The following is a 23,968-nucleotide window of genomic DNA, read 5'->3' on the forward strand; positions in this document are numbered from 1 at the left end:
ATGAACGGTTGTGCCGCTGCCCTCCTCTATTTCGTCATTATCCTGCCGGCGAGTATTGCCCTGGATTTCGCCTTCGGCACCGAAGGGATGCTGACCGTCCTCGGCCTGATTTTTGGCTTCTGCTGGCTGGTTGCGCGCGGCAATAAGGCACAGCAGGACGACAGCGCCGGTGCACCCGACCAGCCCCGCTCGTACTACGGTTATGGCAACGACCACGACGCCCGGCACAGCGCCGATGAAACCGCCCTGCGTAGCGAACTCACCACGCTGCAACAGCAAATCGCCACCCTGCAAAACGACGTGCGCGCGATAGAAACACGCCTCGCCCATCTCGCCGCGCAACCGGCCACAGCACGCGCCATGCCGCTGAACGACATCCGCCGTTACATCCACACACCACTGCCTGCACCGGAACCCGCCCCGCTACCGCCCACACCCGACAAAGAAACAGATGGCGTCTGGGCATACGACCTGCCTGACGTAACCACCACCCCGGCCACGACACCGCCCAAAGCGCAGGACAAACCCGCTGCCGCACGCACTGTGGCCCCAGAAACTGCCGTTCACTACCGCCCCGCACAACCCGCCATCAACCACAGCGAACCTGCTCCCCGTCCTGCCGCCCCCGCTGATAACAACGCTGCCGACGCCAAACCCAACCCCCTCACCGCCTGGCTCAGTGAAAACCTGCTGCTGAAAACCGGCATCGCCATCCTCTTCCTCGGCCTCGCCTTCCTCCTGCGCTACGCCTCGGCGCGCATCCACATCTCCATCCCGCTGCGCTACTGCGTCGTCGCTACGACCGCCATCGTCCTCGGCTTTGCCGGCTGGCGCCTGCGCCACAAACGCCGCTACTACGCCCTCGCCGTACAAGGCGCGTCGCTCGCAATCCTCTACCTCACCACCCTTGCCGCCCTCAAACTGCACGACCTCATCCCGCCGGCCCCTGCCTTCATCCTCATGGTGGCGGCCACCGGCCTGCTCGTCGCCCTCGCCGTGGTGCAAGACGCCCTCATCCTCGCGCAAATCGCCTTGATCGGCGGCCTCGCCGCGCCCATCCTCACCTCCAGCGGCAGCAACAACTACATCGGCCTTTTCAGCTACCTTGCCCTGCTCAACAGCGGCGTCGCCCTCATCGCCCGCTACAAAGCCTGGCGCTCGCTCAACCTCACCGGCTTCATCGGTACCACCTTCATCGCCGGCGCCTGGGGCAGCCGCTACTACCAACATAGCGACTACCTCGCGGTGCAGCCCTTCCTCATCTACCACCTCGTCCTCTACACCCTCATCGTCTGGCTCTACGCCCGCCACCGCACCGACGATGCCGACCCGCCGACCCTCGACAACAACGCCAGCCTGCACACCATGTTCAGCTACTACCTGAGCGGTATGCAGCGCATCGGCGTCCTTGACAGCGCCCTGCTCATCGCCTCGGCACTCGGCTTCTACACCCTGCAATACCACCTCGCGACCTGGGCGCAATACGGCGCCGCCCTCTCGGCACTGGCCTTCGCCGCGTGGTACACCCTTTGCGCCCTCTACGTGCGCGGCAGCGACGCCCGCCTGCACACCCTCGCCATCCTCGCTGCCCTCTTCGCGACCACGGCTATCCCGCTTGCGCTCGACCCACACTGGACCGTCAGCAGCTGGGCCATCCAGGCCGCGCTGGTATACACCCTCGCGCACAGTACCCGTAGCCCCATCACCCGCCTGGGCGCCCTCCTCCTCTACCTCCTCGCCGCCATCACCCTCTGCAGCCAGTACCGCCTGAGCGGTGGCGATCCGGCACTTACCGGCCCGCTCGCCGCAACCGTCCTCGCCCTGCTCGGCGGCATCACCATCCAGCTTGCCTGGTGGCGCAGCCGCAGCGAAGACAGCGCCTGCTGGGAAAAAAACCTCACCGCCGCTTGCACCATCCTCACCCTCGGCACCGCGCTCGACCTGCCGCTCCTCCTCCTGCCCACCAGCTGGGCGCTGACCGCATGGCTCATCGAAGCCGCCATCGCCTACCATATCGGCCTGCGCAGCGGTATCCGCACCCTCAGTCACACCGCATCCGCAACCCATATCGGCGCCATCGCCCTGCTGCTGGGCGAATACCGCATCACCCCTTACGCCGAGACCCTCATCAGCGGCCCCATCCACACCACCCTCATCATCATCGTGAGCGGCGCCGCCAACATCCTCAGCTGGCGGAAGGACTCCGGCGACGCCAACGGCCCGGCTGATACCGCCGCCCAGCGCCTCTTCGCCATCCTCACCTATGCCGCCACCCTCGCCCTGCCACTCGGCATCCTGCCGCCGGCCCGGGCCGCCGTCCCCATCGCCATGACCGCCACCCTGCTCGCCCTCATCCAGCAGCGCTACAGCAAAAAAGGGTACGGCGACAGCCATCCGGCGGGACGCGTCTATGGCAAACTCGCCACCCTCATGGTGACGTGCGGCGCCCTTCTCGCCCTGACACTTGCCGCTGGAGAAAGCGCGCCGCTCACCCTCACCGCGCTCATCGCCCTCGCCACCGCCTGGCTGCAACAACGCCGCGACACCGCCGACACCCTGCGCAACCAGAGCGGCTGGCTGCTGCTCACCGCCAGCAGCGGCGCCCTCGTCTGGGTAGCCTGTACCGCCCCATCGCTTGCCGCCCTTGCGCCTGCCCGCGCCACTTGGGCGATCAACCTCACCATTGCCGTCCTCACCGCCGCCGGATACCTGCGCTGGCGCCAGGCGGCACAAAGCACGCTGGCCTACCTGCCGCTGCTCTTCCTCGCCCTGCTGCTTGACCAATATCCGATGACGCTGACAGAGCCCGGCAGCTGGTTTACCGCCATCGCCGCCGCAGCCGTGCTGCACCTCATCCTGCTCGCGCGCTACGAAGCGGGCAGCGACCCCGTCATCCAGCGCCACCGCGCTGCGGCCCACCTCGCCGGCACCAGCCTCTTCACCCTGGCGGGCCTCCGCCTCGGCCACCTTCTCGGCGTCACCAACCTCGCGCCGGACAGCATCTGGCAACTGCCGCTGCTGCTCGCCACGCCGCTTGCCATCCTCTGGCTCGCCACCCTGCCCGCCGTGCAAGAAAAAACGCGCCGCTACCCCGCCACCTACCACCATCCGGCGAATCCCGCCTGCGGCCTCACCCTGCTCATCCTTGCCTGGTACAACCTCAGTCACGACGGCAACGCCGCGCCCTTCCCCTACCTGCCCGTGATCAACCCGCTCGAACTCGTCAGCCTCGTCGCGCTCTACATCCTGTGGCGCTGGTGGCAGACCTGCATACCGCCGGGAGAAGCCGCCCATAGTGCCGCCGTGGCGTCAGGTTGGGAAAAACAAAAAAACCTGCTCCTCGGCTTTACCCTGTGGCTCATCATCAGCCTCGACATCCTGCGCATCTGGCACCACTACCTCGGCGTGCCGTGGGAAGCGCGCGCCCTGCTCGCCTCCTTCGGCGTGCAGGCGACCCTGTCGCTGGTATGGAGCATATGCGCCATCGCCCTGATGCTGCGCGGCCACAGCCACCGCCGCCGCAGCCTGTGGCTCGCGGGCGCAACCCTCATCGGCATCGTCGTCGTCAAACTTTTCCTCGTCGAACTGGCGGACACCGGCGGCATCGCCCGCATCGTCAGCTTCATCGGCGTCGGCATCCTGCTGCTCATCGTCAGCTACATCGCCCCGGCGCCTGGCAAAGACGCAGAAAAAGACACCTGACGATAGGCCGCCCATCCCGCCTGGCAGCAGGCGGGATGGCCCGTTTAACCTGCCATTTTTCCACCGGATTTTCAGATGACTCCTAGCCCACACGACGCCGCCCTCAGCAAATTCCTCAGCTTCATCCTGCGCCATCACCCCGAAACCATCGGCCTCCACCTGGATGCGCAAGGCTGGGCGGACGTCGAAACCCTCCTGCGCCTCATGAACGCGCATGACAGGACGATTGACCGCGCTCTGCTGGAACATATCGTCGCTACCAACAACAAAAAACGCTTTGCTTTCAATGCCGACGGCACGAAGATCCGCGCCAGTCAGGGGCATTCCATCGCCATTGATCTCGCCTACACACCGCAGGAACCGCCGGAAATGCTGTATCACGGCACCGCCGCCGCCACGGTTGCCGCCATTTTTGCCAGCGGCGGACTGGAAAAGCGCGCACGGCAGCACGTGCACCTCAGCGCCGACCCCGATACCGCCGTCAAGGTCGGGCAACGAAACGGCAAGCCCGTCGTGCTGCGCGTCCTCGCCGGACAGATGCAGCGCGACGGCTTTCTCTTCTACCGCTCGGACAACGGCGTCTGGCTCACCGATCATGTGCCTGCCGCCTATCTGCAGCGGTCGTGAACCACCCGTCCCGCCAAGCGGCGTCAATACTGAGCCCGCCGACGGCGGCCTACAAAAAAACCACCGCTTGCGGTGGTTTTTTTGTAGGCGTGTGCGACTCAGTCATCGTCGCTCATTTGCACAGAGGAGAAGATGTTGTAACCGCCGTCCACGTAGGTGATTTCACCGGTGATGCCGGAGGCGAGGTCGGAGCAGAGGAAGGCGGCGGTGTTGCCGACTTCTTCGATGGTGACGCAGCGTTTCAGCGGTGCGGTTTTCTCAAAGCCTTTCAGCATTTTGCGGAAATCTTTGATGCCGGAGGCGGCAAGCGTGCGGATGGGGCCGGCGCTGATGCCGTTGACGCGGATGCCGTCTTGTCCCAAATCGGCGGCGAGGTAGCGGATGGCCGCTTCCAGCGAAGCTTTGGCAAGCCCCATGGTGTTGTAGTTGGGGATGGCTTTGACGGCGCCGAGGTAGGTGAGCGCGAGGGCTGCGGCGTTGCGTCCTTTCATCAGCGGGGCGGCACCGCGCATCAGGGCGACGAAGCTGTAGGCGCTGATGTCGTGCGCAAGGGCGAAGTTTTCGCGGGTGCAGCCGTCCAGGAAGCGGCCTTCGATGGCGTCTCTGGGGGCGAAGGCGATGGCGTGGATAAGGCCGTCCAGTCCGCCCCAAATTTCGGCGAGGGTGGTAAAAACGGCGTCGATTTCCGCATCACTCGCCACGTCGCAGGGCAGGAAGATGCTGCTGCCAAATTCGGCGCCCATTTTTTCGACGCGCGGTTTTAATTTGTCGTTCTGGTAGGTGAAGGCGAGTTCGGCGCCTTCGCGGTGCATGGCCTGGGCGATGCCGTAGGCAATGGAGAGGTTGCTGGCGAGTCCCGTGATGAGGATTTTTTTGCCGTTCATGAAGCCCATAGTGCGTTCCTTGGGTTAGAGGTTATCGAAAAATTTTTTGACTTTGTCGAGGAAGGATTTTTCTTGCGGCGCGTGGGTTTTGCCGCCCTCACTCAGGGTGTTGCCGAATTCGGCGAGCAGGTCTTTCTGTTTTTTGGAGAGGTTGACCGGGGTTTCGAGGTTGACGGTGCAGTAGAGGTCGCCTGCCGCGCGGCTGCGTACGGATTTGACGCCTTTGCCCTTCAGGCGGAAACGTTTGCCGGTCTGGGTTTCCGGCGGCACGTTGAGGACGACCCTGCCGCCGAGGGTCGGCACTTCGAGGTCGCCGCCGAGTGCGGCGGTGACGAAGCTGATCGGCATTTCGCAGTGCAGGTCATCGCCGGTGCGGGTGAAGATGGGGTGTTTGCGTACGCGGATGTCAACGTAGAGGTCGCCCGCTGCCGCACCGCGTTCACCCGCTTCACCTTCGCCGGCAAGGCGGATGCGGTCGCCGGTGTCAACGCCGGCAGGGATGTTGACGTTGAGGGTTTTTTGTTGCTTGACGCGGCCATCACCGTGGCAGTCGGTGCAGGGGCTTTCGATGATTTGCCCTTTGCCGCCGCATTGCGGGCAGGGCTGGGCGATGGAGAAGAAGCCTTGCTGGATGCGGATTTGGCCGGATCCGTTGCAGCTGGGGCAGGTGCGTTTGACGGATTTGGCGGTGGCGCCGCTGCCGTCGCAGCTTTTGCAGCGGATGTAGGTGGGGATGCGGATGCGTTTTTCGATGCCGTTGACGGCTTCTTCGAGGGAGAGGTCGAGTTCGTAGGCCAGGTCGTGGCCGCGTGTTTCGGGACGTGCCTGACGCTGGCGGCCACCGCCGAAGATGTCGCCGAAGATGTCGCCAAAAACGTCGGCATTGAAGCCGCCGAAGCCGCCCCCGCCAAAGCCGCCGCCTGCGCCGTTGCCGCTTGCGGCTTCAAAACCGTAGCGGTCGTAGGTGGCGCGTTTTTGTTCGTCCGAGAGGATGTCGTAGGCCGCTTTCATTTCTTTGAATTTGCGCTCGGCTTCTTCGCGGTTGTCGGGGTTGCGGTCGGGGTGCAACTCCATGGTGAGCTTGCGGTAGGCGCGTTTGAGTTCTTCTTGGGTTGCGTTCTTGTTGACGCCGAGGATTTTGTAGAGGTCTTTGTCTGCCATGAAGGTTGCTTTGTGATGTGGATAGGGCGGGTTCCTGATGCCGCCTGCGCGGTGGTATCAGGAACCCGTCCTGGTGGACGGGTTGGGTTGGGGTTTATTTGTTGTCGTCGTCTTTGACTTCCTGGAAGTCAGCGTCAACAACGTTGTCGTCTTTCGGCGCGCTGTTGCTGCTGCCCGCGCTGCTGCCGCCTGCGGCCTGGTCGCCGCTCATTTTGTTGTAGGCTTTTTGCAGGACGGGTTCGGCGGCTTTGGTCAGCGCTTCGGTCTTGCTGTTGATGTCATCAACGCTGCCTTTGTCCATCACTTCTTTCAGCGCCTTGATCGCATCTTCCACCGCGCTTTTTTCGGATGCGGAGACTTCGTCGCCAAGATCGCTCATGCTTTTCTCGATGGTGTGGATCATCGATTCGGCGTTGTTCTTCGCGCTCACTTTTTCCTGGAAGGCTTTGTCTTCTTCGGCGTGCGCTTCGGCGTCTTTGATCATCCGCTCGACTTCGTCATCGGAGAGGCCGGAATTGCCCTTGATGATGATGGACTGTTCTTTGCCGGTCTTCTTGTCTTTGGCGGTGACGTTGAGGATGCCGTTGGCGTCAATGTCGAAGCTGACTTCGATTTGCGGCATACCGCGCGGCGCAGGTTCGATGCCGGAGAGGTCAAAGCGGCCCAGCGATTTGTTGCCGCTGGCCTGCTGGCGTTCGCCTTGCAGGACGTGGATGGTCACGGCGGACTGGTTGTCTTCGGCGGTCGAGAACACTTGCGACGCTTTGGTCGGGATGGTGGTGTTTTTCTCGATCAGCTTGGTCATCACGCCGCCCATCGTTTCGATACCGAGCGACAGCGGGGTAACGTCAAGCAGCAGCACGTCTTTGACGTCACCGCCGATAACCCCGCCCTGGATGGCGGCACCAAGGGCGACCGCTTCGTCCGGGTTCACGTCTTTGCGCGGCTCTTTACCGAAGAAGTTTTTCACGGTCTCCTGCACTTTCGGCATCCGGGTCTGGCCGCCGACGAGAATCACGTCGTGGATGTCTTTGGCGGAGAGGCCGGCATCTTTCAGCGCCTGACGGCAGGGTTCCAGCGTTTTCTCGATCAGATCGGCAACCAGCGATTCCAGTTTGGCACGGGTCATCTTGATGTTGAGGTGTTTCGGTCCGGAGGCGTCGGCGGTGATATAGGGCAGGTTGATTTCGGTCTGCTCGCTGGATGACAGCTCGATTTTCGCTTTTTCTGCCGCTTCTTTCAGGCGTTGCAGGGCAAGCGAGTCTTTCGAGAGGTCGATGCCGCTGTCCTTTTTGAACTCGGCGACGAGGTAATCGATGATGCGGGCGTCGAAGTCTTCACCGCCGAGGAAGGTGTCACCGTTGGTGGACAGCACTTCAAACTGCTGCTCGCCGTCGAGATCCACCGTTTCGATGATGGAAATATCGAAAGTACCGCCGCCCAGGTCATAAACCGCAATCTTCGCGTCGCGCGCGCCACGGTCCATACCGTAAGCCAGCGCTGCGGCAGTCGGCTCGTTGATGATGCGCTGCACGTTCAAACCCGCGATGCGGCCGGCGTCTTTGGTTGCCTTGCGCTGGTCGTCGTTGAAATAAGCGGGCACGGTAATGACGGCGTCAGTGATTTTCTCGCCGAGGAAATCTTCCACCGTTTTCTTCATCTTCATCAGCACGCGCGCGGAGACTTCCGGCGGCGCCATTTTCTTGTTCACCGCTTCCACCCAAGCATCGCCGTTGTCAGCCTTGATGATTTTGTAGGGGACGAGGTTGATGTCTTTCTGTACCTCTTTTTCGTCAAAACGGCGGCCAATGAGACGCTTGATAGCGTACAGGGTGTTTTTCGGGTTGGTCACCGCCTGACGTTTCGCCGGCTGGCCGACCAGCACTTCGCCGTCATCGGTGAAAGCGACGATAGACGGCGTGGTGCGCGCGCCTTCGGCATTTTCAATCACACGCGGCTTGTCGCCGTCCATGATGGATACACAGGAGTTGGTGGTGCCAAGGTCAATACCGATAATTTTGCTCATAAATCACTCTCTTCAAATAAAACAAAAACAGGTTAACCGCCTAAGTGGGGCGGGCTGCCGCAAAATCAAGCCTGCGGCGGATTTTTCTGCGCACCGTCGGCGACGATGACCTGCGCGGCGCGGATAACGCGGCCGTTGAGCAGATACCCCTTCTGCGCGACGTGCAGGATGGTGTTTGGCTCCGCATCGGGGCTGGGAATGACCGACAGCGCCTGATGCAATTCGGGGTCGAGCTTCTCGCCGACCGGATCCAGCTCGATCACGCCGTTCTTCTGCAACACATCCAGCAGCAGCTTCAGCGTCATTGACGAGCCCTCAATAAAATGATCCAGCGCCTGCCGGCCTTCCGCCTCATGCGCCTTCGCCGCTTCAAGACCCAGGGTAAGCGAATCGATGACCGGCAAAAGCTCCTTAATCAGCTTCTCGCTGCCGAATTTCAAGGCTGATTCCTTCTCGCGCTCGAAACGCTTGCGCAGGTTGTCACTATCGGCGCGCTCACGCAGCACCGCGTTCTTTAACTCGGCAACCTGCGCCTGCAAGGCCTCAATTTCCGCGCCGCGCGCATCAAGAAACGCCTCTTCAGCGGCAAGTTCGGGGGACGACTCGGCGCCCTCTTCCGGTTCCGGCGGCACATTCGTGGTCATCTCTTCATCCTGCATAAAGCACCTCTCAAAAAACAAAAAAAGCAGTCCTTCCTAACTGGGAGCAGGGGATAAAAAATTCAAGGGCAGGCATTCAGAAATAAAAACGCATGACCGCCAGGCGGATTCACGACGGAGCTCTATTGCGGCCGGAAGCTGTTTCAGTACACTAGGCCGCCTGCCGCCTGACGGCGCAGCACCTGCAACATCCACAACGAGGAACATCCCATGTCCACACCCCGCCGCACCGCCCTCCTTGCCACCCTGCTCGCCGGCCTGCTTGCCGCCTGTGGCAGCGCACCGCCGCCCTCGCGCTGAGCGGAAAAACAGCCGCCGGGCGGGACAAATACCTTTCGCCCTGGCGAAAACAAAAAAATCCGCCGTCCTACGGCGGATTTTTTTACGCGACCCCGGTAAGAACGCCGCTTGGCGGGCTCAGCCTGCTCGGTGGGCTGAAGCCCACCCTACGCGAACCCAGGTTTGACACCGCTTGCCGTCCCGCTTTTGACGTTTTTGACAAGAACCGCCGCCAAGCGGGATAAAACCTGAATCCTTGTCGAACAGGTCAGGCATCCGGCGGGGTCAGGATGGTGAAGCCGGGCGGGAAGCGGGATTGTTCGGCGGCATCGGGTAGGCGTTCGCTGATGAGCAGGTCGATGTCGCGGAAGGTGGCGAAGCAGTACAGGCCTTCGGCGCCAAATTTGCTGCTGTCGGCGAGGAGGATGCGTTTGTCCGCCTGCGCCAGCGCGCATTCTTTCACGGCGAGTTCGGAGTAGGCACGAATGGCCGGGCCCTGGGTATGAAAGCCGTCGCAGCCGAAGAAGGCGATGTCGAAGCGCACCTGGCGCACCGCGCGTTCCGCCCACTGGCCGATGTAGCCGTAGCTTTTGTGGCGCAGTTCGCCGCCGGTCACCATCACCTGGTTGTCGCTGCCGGCGAGTGCCTGCGCGCTGCTCATCGAATTGGTGATGACGGTGAGGTTGCGCTGCCCCGCCAGCAGGCCGGCGAGGCAGGCGATGGTGCTGCTGGCGTCAAGATAGACCACCGCCTCACTGGGAATGAGGCTGACGGCGAAGGCGGCGATGCGGTGTTTGGCTTCCTGGTGCCGCTCGGCTTTGCGCGCATAGACGTTTTCCAGGTAGGCGCTGGCGGGCAGGACGATGCCGTGCCCTTTGTGCAGGATGTTGCGGCTGTGCAGTTCGTTCAGGTCTTTGCGGATGGTTTCGCCCGATACCTGGAACATTTCCGCCAGTTCGCCCACCCGCGCTTTGCCGTGGCGTATGACGTATTGCACGATTTTGTCACGGCGTTCGCCGTCAACGGGTTTGGCCATGCTTCAGTCCTTGTGCTGCAAGGCACTGGCGAGTGCCTGCTGGTGGCGCGGTTTGTCGGGGAAGATGGCGGCAGGGTCGATGTCGCGGTAGTCCATGCCGTGCAACTGCGTGAGTTTTTGCGGTGCGGCAAAGATGGTCAGCCCCTGCATGAGGATGCTGTCGCTGACGCGTTTGTCGCCGTCAAGGGCAAGGATGATGAGGATTTTGGGGGTGAAACGGCCATTGGAATGGCCGACGCCGAGGTAGGTGCTATGGCGGGCGAGTTCGGCGTAGGCGTTGTTGAAGCGGCTGATCTGCCAGTAGCCGAGGATGATTTGCGCCGTCCAGGCGACGGCGGCGGCAGTAAGCAGGGCGGTGGTGAGGGTCATGGGGTATTCCTGTGTGTGGGCGGTGGCGTGTTGTACGCGTTCTCTGCGCGGGGCGCAATGGTTTTTGTGGCGAAGCCCCGGCGGGGCGGGGCTGTTGATGGGGCTATCGTGTGTGCTGATGTTGCGTCAGGCAGTGTGTTTGCGGGATTCGTCACTGACGCGCGCTTTTCTACCCCCACCCCAAACCCCTCCCCCAGTGGAAGAGGGGCTTTGGGGCGGGGTTCTGTCGCCGGGTTTATTTCAGCCGTCCCGGTCGCTCCTTGTAGCCGTAGTAGGCGTCTTCGAGGATTTCTTTGAGGTCGCTGACCACCGCCAGTCGCGGGTTCGCCGGGGTGCATTGGTCTTCGTAGGCGAGGTAGGCGATTTCTTCGGTTTTCTGCATGTAGTCCTGTTCTTTGATGCCCTGGTCGCGGAAGTTCATCTTGATGCCCACGCGCTCGCCGAGGTCGTACACCGCCTGGGCGAGGCTCTGCACGCCTTCTTCCGGGGTAGCGGCGGGCAGGCCGAGCAAGCGGGCAATGTCCTGGTATTTTTCGTCAGCGCGGTAGTAGTTGTATTTCGGCCAGGTTGCGGTTTTGCCCGGACGGGTGCCGTTGTAGCGGATGACGTAGGGCAGGAGGATGGCGTTGGTGCGGCCATGCACGGTGTGGAAGTAGCCGCCCAGTTTGTGCGCCAGCGAATGCGAGATACCGAGGAAGGCGTTGGCGAAGGCCATGCCCGCCATGGTCGAAGCGTTGTGCATTTTTTCGCGTGATTCGAAGTCGGCATTTTTCACCGAGCTTTCGAGGTGGGCGAAGACGAGTTTGATGGCTTGCAAGGCGAGTCCGTCGGTGTAGTCGTTGGCCAGTGTTGAGACGTAGGCTTCGATGGCGTGGGTGAGCACGTCCATGCCGGTGTCGGCAGCAACGAAGGCCGGCACGGTCAGCACCAGCGCCGGATCGATGATGGCGATGCTCGGGGTGAGCGAGTAGTCGGCCAGCGGGTATTTGCGGTTGTGTTTTTTGTCGGAGATGACGGCAAACGGCGTGACTTCCGAGCCGGTACCGGAGGTGGTCGGGATACCGACGTATCTGGCTTTTTCACCAAGTTCGGGGAATTTGAAGGCGCGTTTGCGGATGTCCATGAATTTTTGCACGAGGTCGCGGAAGTCGATATGCGGCTGTTCGTAGAAGAGCCACATGACTTTCGCCGCGTCCATGACGGAGCCGCCGCCAAGGGCGATGATGGTGTCCGGCGCAAAGGTTTTCATGATTTCCGCGCCGCGTGTGACGGTGGTGATGTCCGGATCGGGCTCGACATCGGAAAAGACGGTGTAGGTGACGTGGTTGCGGCGCAGGTGCAGTTGTTCGATGACGCGTTGCAGGAAGCCGTGTTCGACCATGGTTTCGTCGGTGACGATCATGGCTTTGGACACGTTTTTCATTTTTTGCAGGTATTGCACTGCGTCACGCTCGAAATAGATTTTGGACGGGACTTTGAACCATTGCATATTGTTTCTCCGGCGGCCGACTTTTTTGATGTTCAGCAGGTTGACGGCGCTGACGTTGTCGCCGACCGAATTGCGCCCGTAGGAACCGCAGCCGAGGGTGAGCGACGGCAGGAAGGCGTTGTACATGTCGCCAATGCCGCCGAAGGTGGAGGGTGAGTTCCAGATGATGCGGATGGCGCGGATCTGCCGCCCGAATTCTTTGGCAAGCGCCGCGTCTTTGGTGTGGATGGCGGCGGAGTGGCCGAGGCCGTGGAATTCGACCATTTGCCGCGCCTTGTCGATGCCGTCCTGCGTGCTGTCGGCTTTGGCGACAGCGATGATGGGCGAGAGCTTTTCGCGGGTCAGCGGTTCTTTTTCGCCGATTTCCCCGACTTCGGCGGCGAGGATGTTGGTACCGGGCGGCACACTGAAGCCGGCCTGTTCGGCAATCCATGCTGCCGGGCGGCCAACGATATCGGCGTTGAGTTTGCCCAGCGCGCAGTCTTTGCTGTGCGCTTTCACGCCGAAGCAGTGTTCTTCCAGGAGCGCTTTTTCTTTTTTGTTGATGAAATGGACGTGGTAGCTTTTCAGCTCGTTCACGAATTCGTCGTAGATTTCCTTGTCGATGATCACCGCCTGTTCGGAGGCACAGACCATGCCGTTGTCAAAGGATTTGCTCATCACGATGTCGTGTGCGGCCTGGCGCAGGTCAGCCGTTTTTTCGACGTAGGCAGGAACGTTGCCCGCGCCAACGCCGAGCGCCGGTTTGCCGCAGGAATAGGCGGCGCGCACCATGGCGTTACCGCCGGTGGCGAGGATGGTGGCAATGCCGTCGTGCTTCATCAGGGCGTTGGTCGCTTCTATCGAAGGCAGGGTAATCCACTGGATGCAGTGTTCGGGGGCACCGGCGGCAACGGCGGCGTCATAGACAACTTGCGCGGCATGCGCCGAGCTTTCCTGGGCAGAGGGGTGGAAGGCGAAGACGATAGGGTTGCGCGTTTTCAGGGCAATCAGCGATTTGAAGATGGCGGTGGAGGTCGGGTTGGTGGTGGGAGTGATGCCGCAGATGACGCCGACCGGTTCGGCAATCAGGGTCAGGCCGCTCACCTCGTCTTCGCTGATGATGCCGACGGTTTTGGTGTGGCGCATGTTGTTGACGACGTGCTCGCAAGCGAAGAGGTTTTTCGTTGCTTTGTCTTCAAAGACGCCGCGCTTCGTTTCATCCAGTGCGTGTTTGGCGAGAACGCCGTGCTGATCCAGCGCGGCCACCGAGGCTTTGGCGACGATGTAGTCCACCTGTTCCTGATTGAGCTCGCGGAATTGTTCCAGCGCTTTCAATCCGCGACGCACCAGTATGTCAACGTGGGCTTCGGCTTCGATCTGTTTGTCGGTTTTGGGGTCGGCCATGGGTATCTCCTGTGTTCTCTTGATGGTTTTCGGGCGGGAATGAATCCCCCCGCCCGCTAGTAGTTTATTTAGAACATCACCTGTCCGCCGGTGATGTTGATCGACTGCCCCGTGCAGTAAGAGGCTTTGTCGCTGGCGTAGAAAAGCAGCACGTTCAGCACGTCCTGATAGTCGCAGCCGCGTTTCAGCGGGACTTTGTCGATGTAGGTCTGCTCAACCTGGTCTTCGGGGATGCCGAGTTTTTTCGCGTATTCAGGGATCAGCGACTGGAACATCGGCGATTTCAGCAGGTTGCCCAGCATCAGCGCATTCACGGTGATGCCTTTGTCGGCAAGGTCAAGGGCGAGTGACTGGGTGAGGCCGACCGCGCCGAATTTGGCGGCGCTGTAGCCGGCGTTGTATTTGCTGCCGACTTTGCCCGATTTGGAATTGATTTCGATGATGCGGCCGTGGATGCCGTCGCGGATCATCAGGCGGGCGAAGGCGCGGGCACAGAGGAAGTAGCCGGTGAGGTTGACATCCAGTGAGCGCTGGAAGTCTTTGAGCGGGAAGTCCCAGATGGGTGAGGCTTTGGCGACGCCGGCGCTGTACAGCAAAAGGTCGCTGCGGCCAAAGGTGCGGTCCACGGCGGCAGCAAGTTCGTCCACTGCCGCTTCATTGGTGGCATCCGCCGCAAATCCGGCGGCACTGCCCGCACCGTGGGCGGCGTTGATTTCGGCAGCGACGCGTTCGGCGTTATCGCCGTTCAGGTCGGCGACGGCGACGCGGTAGCCGGCATCTGCCAGGCCTTTGCTGAGGAAGGCGCCGAGGGTTTGTCCGCCGCCGATGACGATGGCTGTGGGTTTGTTATTCATGGTTGTTCTCCTCTTAGCAGGTTTCGATGATGAAGTCGCTGTCTTCTGTCAGCGTGTCGGCGGGCAGGTGGCCGAGCAGGTGCACGGTGCCGGGCAGTTTGGCTTCTTCTGCGCCGTCGAAGTAAATGGTGATATGGCCGAGTGAGCGGAAGTTGTCGAGGGCGTTACTGCCGACGGCGGTCAGCGGGAAGCGCTTGCCGCCGAGGATAAAGAGGTCGCCGGGGGCGAAGTCCTGTTTCAGCTCGCCGTGGCTGTGCAGAAAGCAGTATTCCGCCATGTCCGCCGTCGCTTCCGTTTCCGCGAAGGTGATAAACATGCCGTCCGGAAAACCTTCCCGCGCGGCACTGCCGGCGCGGGTGAATTGAGCCTGATAGATGACGCGCATGATTTAGCCCTGATAGATGAAGCCGGAGACGAACCAAGCGAGCAGCACGGTCGGCGCACCGGTGAGGAAACGGCCAAGCAGTACCGAGGGCACACCGACCCGCACCGTGTCCTGCTTCGCTTCCGCGAGCGAGAGGCCGACCGGGATGAAGTCGCAGGCGGCTTGCGCGTTGATGGCGAAAAGGGCGGGCAGCGCCAGATGCGGTGGGACAACGCCCTGCCCGATCATGGTGCCGACCAGCACGCCGATGACTTGCGCGATAACGGCGCCTGGGCCAAGGAAGGGCGAGAGGAAGGGGAAGGAACAAATCAGCGACAACGCAATCAGGCCAATGGGGCTTTTTGCCAGCGGCTCAAGGCCGTGCGCAATCCAGTCACCGAGGCCGGAAGCGATGATGATACCGATCAGCGCCGAAACGAAGGCCATAAAGGGCAGGATGGTTTTCAGCACCGTATCGATGGTGTCGCGCCCCGCCTGGAAGAAAACGGCGATAACCGAACCCATGCCGATACCAATGCGCGCCAAAAGGCCGTCTGATTGCTCGGTGATCTTCTTGCTGGCGTCATAATCGCGCGGCGCGTTGCCCGCTTGTGCAGCGGGCGCAGGCGTCGCGGCAGGCGCTTCACCATCAGCGAGATGGATGTCATGCGGACGCACGGCGGAAACATAAATATCTTCGACAATGAACTCCGCCAGCGGGCCGGATTTACCGGTGGCGTGAATATTGATGGTCGGAATACGCCGCTTCGGATAAAGGCCGCAGCGCAGCGTGCCGCCGCAGTCGATAATCGCGACGCCGATTTCCTCCGCCGGCGGTTCGCCTTCCTTGAAACCGTCCACCGCTTCCCAGCCGGTCAGCTCAACCAGGCGGTCAACGATGTCCGGACGGGTACCGGCGGTCATATAAAGAATCTTCTTGCCTTCCTCGACATTCAGCAGCAACGGGCCGCCCCAGCCGCCATTACCTTTGACAATGCGGATAACCTTGCTCATGACGTGCTCCTTTAATTATTGCTGCTGAGGTTGACGGTGCGGTCAAGACGGATGCCCATGCGCTTCTCGAACAGCGCCGTCGTCCAGTCATTCACCCAGCCCCGGAAGAAATTGGTCACCATGCCGACCAGCAAATAGCAAACGGCAAGCGGTGCCAAATCCAGCCCCAGCGTTTTCAGGCCGTTGGCGATGCCGAGATAAACGAACAACTCGCCCGGATTGATGTGCGGGAACATACCGTTCATCGAGTGACAGCTATATGACGCTGCCGCGTAATAACTGGGCTTGTAGCACTCCGGCATGAAACGGCCCAGGCTGAGTGTCATCGGATTACAGAACACAAACGTACCGATGACCGGCAACACCAGATAACGGGAAACCGGATTGCCCGCACACTTCTGCGCCAGCCGCTCGATGCGCTGCTGACCGACAAAGGCAATCACCGCATTCATCACCACCAGCAAGGCAATCAGCAATGGCAGAATCCCCGTCACCATGCCGACGAACACCTCGCCGCCCTTTTGAAACAGGCCGATAAACCACTCGGCCCCATGCGTTATCGCATTCATAAACACCTCTTGAAAGAAAGAAGAAACCCCGCCGTACTACCACTCGCGTGACTTAGTTCGACGTTAACTTGGATTATATAGATAAAAACGGGTTAATAACAAGTTTTAGCTTGTGATTAATAGCAATTACTCCTGATTTATCTTGGAATTCTATTGAAGAAAAATGTGGTAAGCGGTGTGAAGTTTACGTTGAGTTTCTATACCACAATGAAATATATGATATAAATTTGGATAATCGACAGATTGGGAAAAGCAGACAATCGCACCTGAGTGATTGGAAAACCGCTTGCGTTTGCCAACACGCCGGACAAATCGCGATGGCGACAAGCCCCGTCAACAACGCCGCTTTGGCGGAACCAGTGTTTGCGCCGCTTAGAGGAACCAGTAACGATGCCGCTTGACGGGCCCAGTGTTTACGCCGCCTGGCGAGCCCGGTAACGATGCCGCTTAACGGCCCCAGCATTTACGCCGCTTGGCACAAAATAATCCCTTCCCCCACTTGCAGGGGAAGGTGTCGCGAAGCGACGGAAGGGGGATAAGAAACCAGCATTTGCGCCGCTTGACAGGCTCAGTAACCACGCCGCTTGGCGGGCCCAGTGTTTACGCCGCCTGGCGAGCCCGGTAACGATGCCGCTTGACGGCCCTAGCATTTACGCCGCTTGGCACAAAATAATCCCTTCCCCCGCTTGCGGGGGGAAGGTGTCGCGAAGCGACGGAAGGGGGAGATAAGAAATCAGCATTTGCGCCGCTTGACAGGCTCAGTAACCACGCCGCTTGGCGGGCCCAGTGTTTACGCCGCCTGGCGAGCCCGGTAACGATGCCGCTTGGCGGCCCCAGCATTTACGCCGCTTGACACAAAATAATCCCTTCCCCCGCTTGCGGGGGAAGGTGTCGCGAAGCGACGGAAGGGGGAGATAAGAAATCAGCATTTGCGCCGCTTGACAGGCTCAGTAACCACGCCGCTTGGCGGGCCCAGTGTTTACGCCGCCTGGCGAGCCCGGTAACGATGCCGCTTGGCGGCCCCAGCATTTACGCCGCTTGACACAAAATAATCCCTTCCCCCGCTTGCGGGGGAAGGTGTCGCGAAGCGACGGAAGGGGGAGATAAGAAACCAGCATTTGCGCCGCTTGACAGGCTCAGTAACCACGCCGCTTGGCGGGCCCAGTGTTTACGCCGCCTGGCGAGCCCGGTAACGATGCCGCTTGACGGCCCCAGCATTTACGCCGCTTGGCGAGCCTAGTAACGACACCGCTTGGCGGCTGCGTCAGAGGCCGGGCAGGGCTGCCGTGTCGAAGGCGTCGAGGTTTTCGGCGTGGTCGCCGTTGGTTTCTATCCACTGGCGGCGGTCGGCGGCGCGTTTGTCCGCGAGCAGCATGTCAAGCAGGGCTTCGGCGCTTGCCGCGTCGTGGTAGGTGAGGCGGACGAGGCGGCGTGTGTCCGGGTTCATCGTGGTTTCGCGCAGTTGCGGCGGGTTCATTTCGCCGAGGCCCTTGAAGCGGGTGACGTTGATTTTGCCGTGGTAACCGTCGCGGCGGATGGCGGTGATGGTCGCGTCACGTTCGGCTTCGTCCAGCGCGTATTCGATGCGTTTGCCGGCGTCAATGCGGTAGAGCGGCGGCATGGCGACATAGAGGTGTCCCGCTTGGACCAGTGCCGGGAAGTGCCGCACCATCAAGGCGCAGATGAGGGTGGCGATGTGCAGGCCGTCCGAGTCGGCGTCGGCGAGGATGCAGATTTTGCCGTAGCGCAGGCCGCTCAGGTCGTCGCTGGCCGGGTCGATGCCGACGGCGACGGCGATGTCGTGGATTTCCTGTGAGCTCATGACGACGGCGGAGTCGTCTTCCCAGGTGTTTTTGATTTTGCCGCGCAGGGGCATGATGGCCTGGTATTGGCGGTCGCGCGCCTGTTTGGCCGAGCCGCCCGCCGAGTCGCCTTCGACGAGGAAGAGTTCGGTCAGGCGGTTGTCCTGGCTGATGCAGTCGGCGAGTTTGCCGGGCAGCGCCGGGCCGCCGGCAGTGCGTTTGCGGGTGATTTGTTTGTTGCTGTTGAGGCGTTTTTGCGCGTGACCGATAGCAAGCGCGGCGAGGGCCTCGCCGATGTCGGCGTGTTTGTTGAGGTAGAGGCCAAAGTGGTCTTTGACGGTGTTACCGACCCAGGCGGCGCATTGGCGCGAGGTGAGGCGTTCTTTGGTCTGGCTGGAGAATTGGGGTTCGGGGATTTTTACGGAGAGGACGTATTGGCAGCCTTCCCAGATGTCTTCCGGCGCGAGTTTGATGCCGCGCGGCAGCAGTTGGCGGAATTCGCAGAATTCGCGCAGGGCGTCAACGAGGCCGCTGCGCAGACCGTTGACGTGGGTGCCGCCGCCGATGGTGGGGATGAGGTTGGCGTAGCTTTCATAGGTGCCGTTTACGCCGCTGCCTTCTTGCCAGGTGAGGGCGAGGTCGATTTGGCCGTCGCTGTCGCTGTGGTTCAGGGTGTAGGGTTCGGCAGGCAGGGTGCCGTCGCCGGTCTGTTCGCTGAGGTAGGCGCTGAGGCCGTCCTGGTAGCACCATTCGTCTTCTTCGCCGCCCACTTCGTTGGTAAAGCGGATGTTGAGGCCGGCACAGAGGACGGCTTTGGCTTTGAGGGTTTGTTTGAGGCGGGGGATGGAGTAGTTGGGGCTGTCGAAGTAGACGGGATCGGCCCAGAAGCGGACGGTGGTGCCGTGGCGGCGTTTGCCGATGTCTTCAACGGCAGTCAGCGGTTCGACCACTTCGCCGTGCGCGCAGGCAAGGCGGTAGCGCCGGCCGTCGCGTTCGATATCCACTTCAAGGCGGGTGGAGAGGGCGTTGACGACGGAGACGCCGACGCCGTGCAGACCGCCGGAGTAGTTGTAGTTTTTGCGGCTGAATTTACCGCCCGCATGCAGGCGGGTAAGGATGAGTTCGACGCCGCTTACGCCTTCTTCGGGGTGGATGTCCACCGGCATGCCGCGTCCGTCATCCTGCACACTGAGGGAGCCGTCGCGGTGCAGGGTAACGTGGATATTTTTGGCGTAGCCGGCCAGGGCTTCGTCCACGCTGTTGTCAATGACTTCTTGCGCAAGGTGGTTCGGGCGGGTGGTGTCGGTGTACATGCCCGGGCGGCGGCGGACGGGGTCAAGTCCTTTGAGGACGTCAATGTCGGCGGCGCGGTAGTGGTCTGTCATGGTTTTTGGCCTGTGTGGTGAGTGATGAATTCCGTATTTATCCCGCTTGGGGCAGTTTTTGTCTTGGTTATGCTTCAATGGGGCGTGTGCCGTGGCAGCGCGGGTATTTACTGCATCCGTAGAAGGCTTTGCCTGCATGGGGACCATTTTTGGCAATGCGCTTTTCCATTTTTCCACCGCAACGCGGGCAACGTGGTTCGTTGCGGATTTGTTCGATGTAAGCGATGTGGCGGGTGCAATTTTCTGCGCTATTTTCGAGGCGCAGTTTTTGGATGGCGGCGATGAGGCGCGGCAGTTCTGGCAACGGGATACGGGCTTCGCGCGGTTGTTTGATGTAGTTCAGATAGGCAGTACCGCCGTTGCAGACATTCGAGGGTAGTGGGGTCTTGATTTCGCTATCGCCAATAAAGACGATGACGGAGTGAACCAGGCTGTTGTCAAGATTCAGCGCGCTGGCGATAACCTGGCAATGTTTGTAGTTCTGGCGCAGCGGGTTTTGGAAGGTATATTTTTGTTTGTACAGGACTTGTGTCCATTGCTTGTCATATTCGTTGCCATAGATCCAGCCGCCCATGTTTTTAGTTTCGATGATGTATAGGCCGTAGGGCGAGACAACAATGTGATCAATTTGGGTCGTGCCGCCATCCGGTAGGGGGATAAGGATGTTGTCCAGGCCGATGTGGTTTTCGTCCAATCCGATTTCGTTCAGGATGCTGATGCGACTTTCACCGATATTGCCCTTGTTTTTACGGCGGTGGGCAGGTTTGGTTTTGCCCGCCCCCGCAAGCAGGCCAAAGGCGGCACTGATGGCAAGTATCAGGGCGATGGCGATGATGGTCAGGGTATTCATGTGGGGTGGCTGGATGGTGTGGTTGCGATGCTGTTCTTCCCCGCTGGCGGGGCGGGGATTATAAACGGCAAAGGCAGGCGCTGCCGCCTGCCTTGTCTGTATTCGCGATGTGATTTGTCGCTTAGAGTTTGCCTTCGCGTTTGAGACGTTCGCGTTCTTCGCGGTCTTTGCGCATGAGTTCGCGAGAGAGCGCATCGTCGCTCTTGACCGAGAAGATTTCGCCGCGTGATTGCATTTCCGGCGGCAGGCGGCGGTTCGATTGGGCGCGCAGGCGGATACGGAAGTTGTTTTCGGATTCGACGTAGTTGATGGCGTCCTGGAAGGAGATAACGCCGGATTCGTACAATTCGAAGATGCTGTGGTCGAAGGTGAAAACACCTTCTGCCGGGTTGCCGCGTTCCATCGCCTCAGGGATGGATCCAAGATCGCCTTCGGAGATAAGGTGGCTGATGTACGGGGTGTTCATCATCATTTCCATCGCCACAATCCGTCCCGGGCGGTCAGAGCGGGGCAGGAGACGCTGCGAGATGAGGCAGTGCAGGTTCTCCGCAAGTTCTGGCTGGATTTGGTGCCGCTGTTCGCGCGGGAAAAAGTTGTAGATACGTTCCAAGCCTTGCACAGAGTTGGTGGCGTGCAGGGTGGCGAGGCACAAGTGACCGGTTTCGGCGAAGTGCATCGCGTATTGCATGGTGTCAATATCGCGGATTTCCCCGATGAGGATGACGTCTGGCGCCTGACGCAACGAGTTTTTCAGGGCCATACCGTAGGAAGCGGTGTCAATGCCGACTTCGCGCTGGATAACCACGGATTTTTTCGGCTTGTGCACGAATTCGATCGGGTCTTCGACGGTGATGATGTGGTTCTGCGAGTTTTCGTTACGGTGGTCAATCATTGAGGCGAGGGTGGTAGATTTACCGTTACCGGTTGCCCCGATAACGATAACGAGACCACGCTTGACCATCGAGATTTTTTTCAGGATATCCGGCACCGGCAGTTCGAGGTCATCCAGTTTCGGGATGTTCGCCGGGATCAGACGTAGCACCAGGCCGGGCATGTTTTTTTGCAGATAGACGTTAACCCGCAGGTAGGTGACATTCGGCACTTCCACCATCATGTTGAGTTCGTGCGTGCGCAGGAATTCGTTATAGGCTTCAGGGCGCGCAATCACTTCAATGAGATTATAGACGTCGCCTTCTTCCATGAATTTTTTAGTGTAGTTCAGCTGGCCGTCGGTCTTGATGCTGATGTAGTTCTCGGTGTTGATGAAGATATCCGAGGCGTTTTTTTCGGCGGCGTGTGCCACCAGTTTGTCAAACATCGGCCGCAGGTCTTCGCGCGGCATGCTGGTTTTTTTCTGCGCGATGTCAGCGCGGCTGATCGGCGTGAGGATAGTGGGGGAATCGAGGGATACGGCTTCCATGGGGCAACTCCGTCGGTTTATCCGTGGGTAAAGAGGGTTTTGTCGTGCGCTTTGGCGGCAGCGGTCTGTCTGTCGATAAGGCCCTGGGCAACGAGGCGTTGCAGGGACTGGTCAAGGGTCTGCATACCGTACTGCGCACCGGTCTGGATAGCGGAATAAATCTGGGCGATTTTGTCTTCGCGAATGAGGTTTTTTACCGCCGAAGTGGCAACGAGGATTTCGTGTGCCGCGACCCGGCCACCGGCGATTTTTTTCAGAAGCGTCTGGGCAATGACCGCTCGCAGTGATTCAGACAGCATTGAGCGCACCAGTTGTTTTTCTTCGCCGGGGAAGACGTCGATAATCCGGTCGATGGTTTTTGCAGCGGAGGAGGTGTGCAGGGTGCCGAACACCAAGTGCCCGGTTTCTGATGCAGTCAGCGCGAGGCGGATGGTTTCCAAGTCACGCAACTCACCGACGAGGATGATGTCCGGGTCTTCCCGCAGTGCCGCGCGCAGGGCGTTGTTGAAGCTCTTGGTATCACGGTGCACTTCCCGCTGGTTAACCAGGCATTTCTTCGATTCGTGCACGAATTCGATCGGGTCTTCGATGGTAAGAATGTGTTCGTGGCGATGGTTATTGATGTGATCCAGCATCGCGGCAAGCGTGGTGGATTTACCGGAACCGGTCGGCCCTGTCACCAGCACCAAACCACGCGGCACATCAATGATGTCCACGAATTTTTCCGGCGCTTTCAGATCTTCCAGCGACAGCACACGGCTGGGGATAACCCGGAACACCACAGCGAGACCACGGTTCTGGTTGAAGACGTTCACCCGGAAACGAGCGATCCCTTTGACTTCCGTGGAAAAGTCCGCTTCCCAGTGTTCTTCAAAGTCCTTGACCTGGGTATCGGTCATGATCGAATAAATCATGTCGCGCAACTGCTGGCGGTCAAGCGGCGGCAGGTTAAGACGCTTGATATCGCCATCCACCCGGATCATCGGCGGCAGTTCGGAGCTGAGGTGCAAGTCAGACGCTTTCTGTTTGTCGGTAAAACGCAACAGGTCATCCAGCTTGGCTTCATTCTTTTCTTTTTCAATATTCATGACAACATCCTTTTCCAATTCTTAAAAAATATCAAGGTGCATATATTACCGCAAAACGCCGTAAAACAAAGCCAAACTTCCGCTCACACAGGGCAAACATGGTAAGATTCGCGCCGTTACGCCTCTCCCGACCAGAACAAACATTACAGGATATACACATGGCCACAACCATCGGATTCCTCGGTGCCGGCCACCTCGGTTCCGCAATCATCAGCGGTATGCTTGCCGACGGTGCTAACGGCTTCTCGGCCAAACACATTCATGCCACCTGCAAAAGCGCCGCAAGTGCTGCTTACCTCAAACAGGCACATGGCATCAACGCCCATACTGACAACCGTAAGCTCGTCGCCGATAGTGATTACATCATCCTTGGCGTCAAACCCGTGCAGATGAAAGCAGTGCTGGACGAACTTGCTGACTGCAATCTCGACGACAAAATCATCATCACCCTCGCTGCCGGCATCCGCATTGAGCACTACCGTCGCATCCTCGGCGACGATGCCATCATCATCCGCGCCATGCCGAACGTCGCCGCCTCACGCCAGGCCTCGCTTACCGGTATATATAGTGATGACGACCTTGACCCCAGCGAAGAAGACCTCATTAACGCCGTCTTCACCGCCATTGGCGAAACCGCCTGGCTGGACGACGAAACCCAAATTGACGGCATCACGGCACTTTCCGGCAGCGGCATCGCCTACTTCTTCCGCCTGATGCAGGCGATGCTGGACGCAGGCGAACGCTACGGCTTCGAGCGTGACGAACTCTACGACATCATCACCTGGACAGCCGTCGGCGCGGGTACCCTCGCCCTGGATAACGACCATACCCCGCCCGAATTTGCCGACTACTGCCAAAAAATTGCCGTCCCGGGCGGTACCACCGAAGCAGCGCTTGCCGTTTTCGACCGTGCCAAACTCGATACCATTGTGGACGATGCCATGACCGCCGTTGCCGCCCGCAGCCGCGCCATTGCCGACGAACTCACCAAAGACTGGTAAACC

18 protein-coding genes are annotated in these 23,968 nt (G+C 60.2%); 3 read left to right on the forward strand and 15 right to left on the reverse strand.

The window, feature by feature from the left end; translation table 11 throughout:
* A complete protein-coding gene (locus DY250_RS11150; RefSeq protein WP_172542349.1) occupies positions 1-3,702 on the forward strand; it encodes a DUF2339 domain-containing protein in 3,702 nt (1,233 codons plus the stop codon).
* A gap of 75 nt (positions 3,703-3,777) precedes the next feature.
* A complete protein-coding gene (locus DY250_RS11155; protein ID WP_115612354.1) occupies positions 3,778-4,329 on the forward strand; it encodes an RNA 2'-phosphotransferase in 552 nt (183 codons plus the stop codon).
* A 98-nt stretch (positions 4,330-4,427) separates the two neighbouring features.
* On the opposite strand, the gene DY250_RS11160 is transcribed toward DY250_RS11155, so the two are convergent.
* From DY250_RS11160 to DY250_RS11230, 15 genes are all read right to left on the reverse strand, one after another.
* Positions 4,428-5,222: an enoyl-ACP reductase FabI gene (locus DY250_RS11160; protein ID WP_115612355.1), complete on the reverse strand. Its 795-nt coding sequence runs from the start codon at positions 5,220-5,222 to the stop codon at positions 4,428-4,430.
* Positions 5,223-5,237: 15 nt separating this feature from the next.
* Entirely contained in the window at positions 5,238-6,374 is a 1,137-nt protein-coding gene (dnaJ, locus tag DY250_RS11165) for a molecular chaperone DnaJ (RefSeq protein WP_115612356.1), read from the reverse strand.
* Between the two features lie 94 nt (positions 6,375-6,468).
* Entirely contained in the window at positions 6,469-8,400 is a 1,932-nt protein-coding gene (dnaK, locus tag DY250_RS11170; RefSeq protein ID WP_115612357.1) for a molecular chaperone DnaK, read from the reverse strand.
* A 65-nt stretch (positions 8,401-8,465) separates the two neighbouring features.
* Positions 8,466-9,059, reverse strand: coding sequence for a nucleotide exchange factor GrpE (locus DY250_RS11175; RefSeq protein ID WP_115612358.1), 594 nt, complete (start codon positions 9,057-9,059; stop codon positions 8,466-8,468).
* A 547-nt stretch (positions 9,060-9,606) separates the two neighbouring features.
* Complete coding sequence (locus tag DY250_RS11180) at positions 9,607-10,374, reverse strand: DeoR/GlpR family DNA-binding transcription regulator (protein ID WP_115612359.1); 768 nt, start codon at positions 10,372-10,374, stop codon at positions 9,607-9,609.
* Positions 10,375-10,377: 3 nt separating this feature from the next.
* Positions 10,378-10,743, reverse strand: a complete 366-nt coding sequence (locus DY250_RS11185) for a transcriptional regulator GutM (RefSeq protein ID WP_115612360.1) — start codon at positions 10,741-10,743, stop codon at positions 10,378-10,380.
* A gap of 235 nt (positions 10,744-10,978) precedes the next feature.
* Positions 10,979-13,618: a bifunctional acetaldehyde-CoA/alcohol dehydrogenase gene (gene adhE, locus DY250_RS11190; RefSeq protein ID WP_115612361.1), complete on the reverse strand. Its 2,640-nt coding sequence runs from the start codon at positions 13,616-13,618 to the stop codon at positions 10,979-10,981.
* Between the two features lie 68 nt (positions 13,619-13,686).
* Positions 13,687-14,472, reverse strand: a complete 786-nt coding sequence (srlD, locus tag DY250_RS11195; protein WP_006985687.1) for a sorbitol-6-phosphate dehydrogenase — start codon at positions 14,470-14,472, stop codon at positions 13,687-13,689.
* Positions 14,473-14,485: 13 nt separating this feature from the next.
* Positions 14,486-14,857: a PTS glucitol/sorbitol transporter subunit IIA gene (locus tag DY250_RS11200; protein ID WP_115612362.1), complete on the reverse strand. Its 372-nt coding sequence runs from the start codon at positions 14,855-14,857 to the stop codon at positions 14,486-14,488.
* Positions 14,858-14,860: 3 nt separating this feature from the next.
* Positions 14,861-15,850 carry a PTS glucitol/sorbitol transporter subunit IIB gene (srlE, locus tag DY250_RS11205; protein WP_115612363.1) on the reverse strand — a complete coding sequence of 330 codons (990 nt, stop codon included), beginning with the start codon at positions 15,848-15,850 and terminating at the stop codon, positions 14,861-14,863.
* 11 nt (positions 15,851-15,861) lie between these two features.
* Positions 15,862-16,419, reverse strand: a complete 558-nt coding sequence (gene srlA, locus DY250_RS11210; protein WP_079539350.1) for a PTS glucitol/sorbitol transporter subunit IIC — start codon at positions 16,417-16,419, stop codon at positions 15,862-15,864.
* Between the two features lie 1,264 nt (positions 16,420-17,683).
* Positions 17,684-19,606 carry a DNA topoisomerase IV subunit B gene (gene parE / locus DY250_RS11215; RefSeq protein ID WP_115612364.1) on the reverse strand — a complete coding sequence of 641 codons (1,923 nt, stop codon included), beginning with the start codon at positions 19,604-19,606 and terminating at the stop codon, positions 17,684-17,686.
* 67 nt (positions 19,607-19,673) lie between these two features.
* Positions 19,674-20,456: a nuclease-related domain-containing protein gene (locus DY250_RS11220; RefSeq protein WP_172542351.1), complete on the reverse strand. Its 783-nt coding sequence runs from the start codon at positions 20,454-20,456 to the stop codon at positions 19,674-19,676.
* A 121-nt stretch (positions 20,457-20,577) separates the two neighbouring features.
* A complete protein-coding gene (locus tag DY250_RS11225; protein ID WP_115612366.1) occupies positions 20,578-21,876 on the reverse strand; it encodes a PilT/PilU family type 4a pilus ATPase in 1,299 nt (432 codons plus the stop codon).
* 17 nt (positions 21,877-21,893) lie between these two features.
* Positions 21,894-22,964 carry a type IV pilus twitching motility protein PilT gene (locus DY250_RS11230; RefSeq protein ID WP_040389175.1) on the reverse strand — a complete coding sequence of 357 codons (1,071 nt, stop codon included), beginning with the start codon at positions 22,962-22,964 and terminating at the stop codon, positions 21,894-21,896.
* Between the two features lie 158 nt (positions 22,965-23,122).
* On the opposite strand from DY250_RS11230, the gene proC reads away from it, so the two are divergent.
* Positions 23,123-23,965 (forward strand): pyrroline-5-carboxylate reductase, encoded by an 843-nt coding sequence (proC, locus tag DY250_RS11235; protein WP_115612367.1) that lies wholly within the window; start codon positions 23,123-23,125, stop codon positions 23,963-23,965.
* Positions 23,966-23,968: the final 3 nt, after the last annotated feature.

The organism is Cardiobacterium valvarum (assembly GCF_900460955.1).
GTDB classification, from domain to species: Bacteria; Pseudomonadota; Gammaproteobacteria; order Cardiobacteriales; family Cardiobacteriaceae; genus Cardiobacterium; species Cardiobacterium valvarum.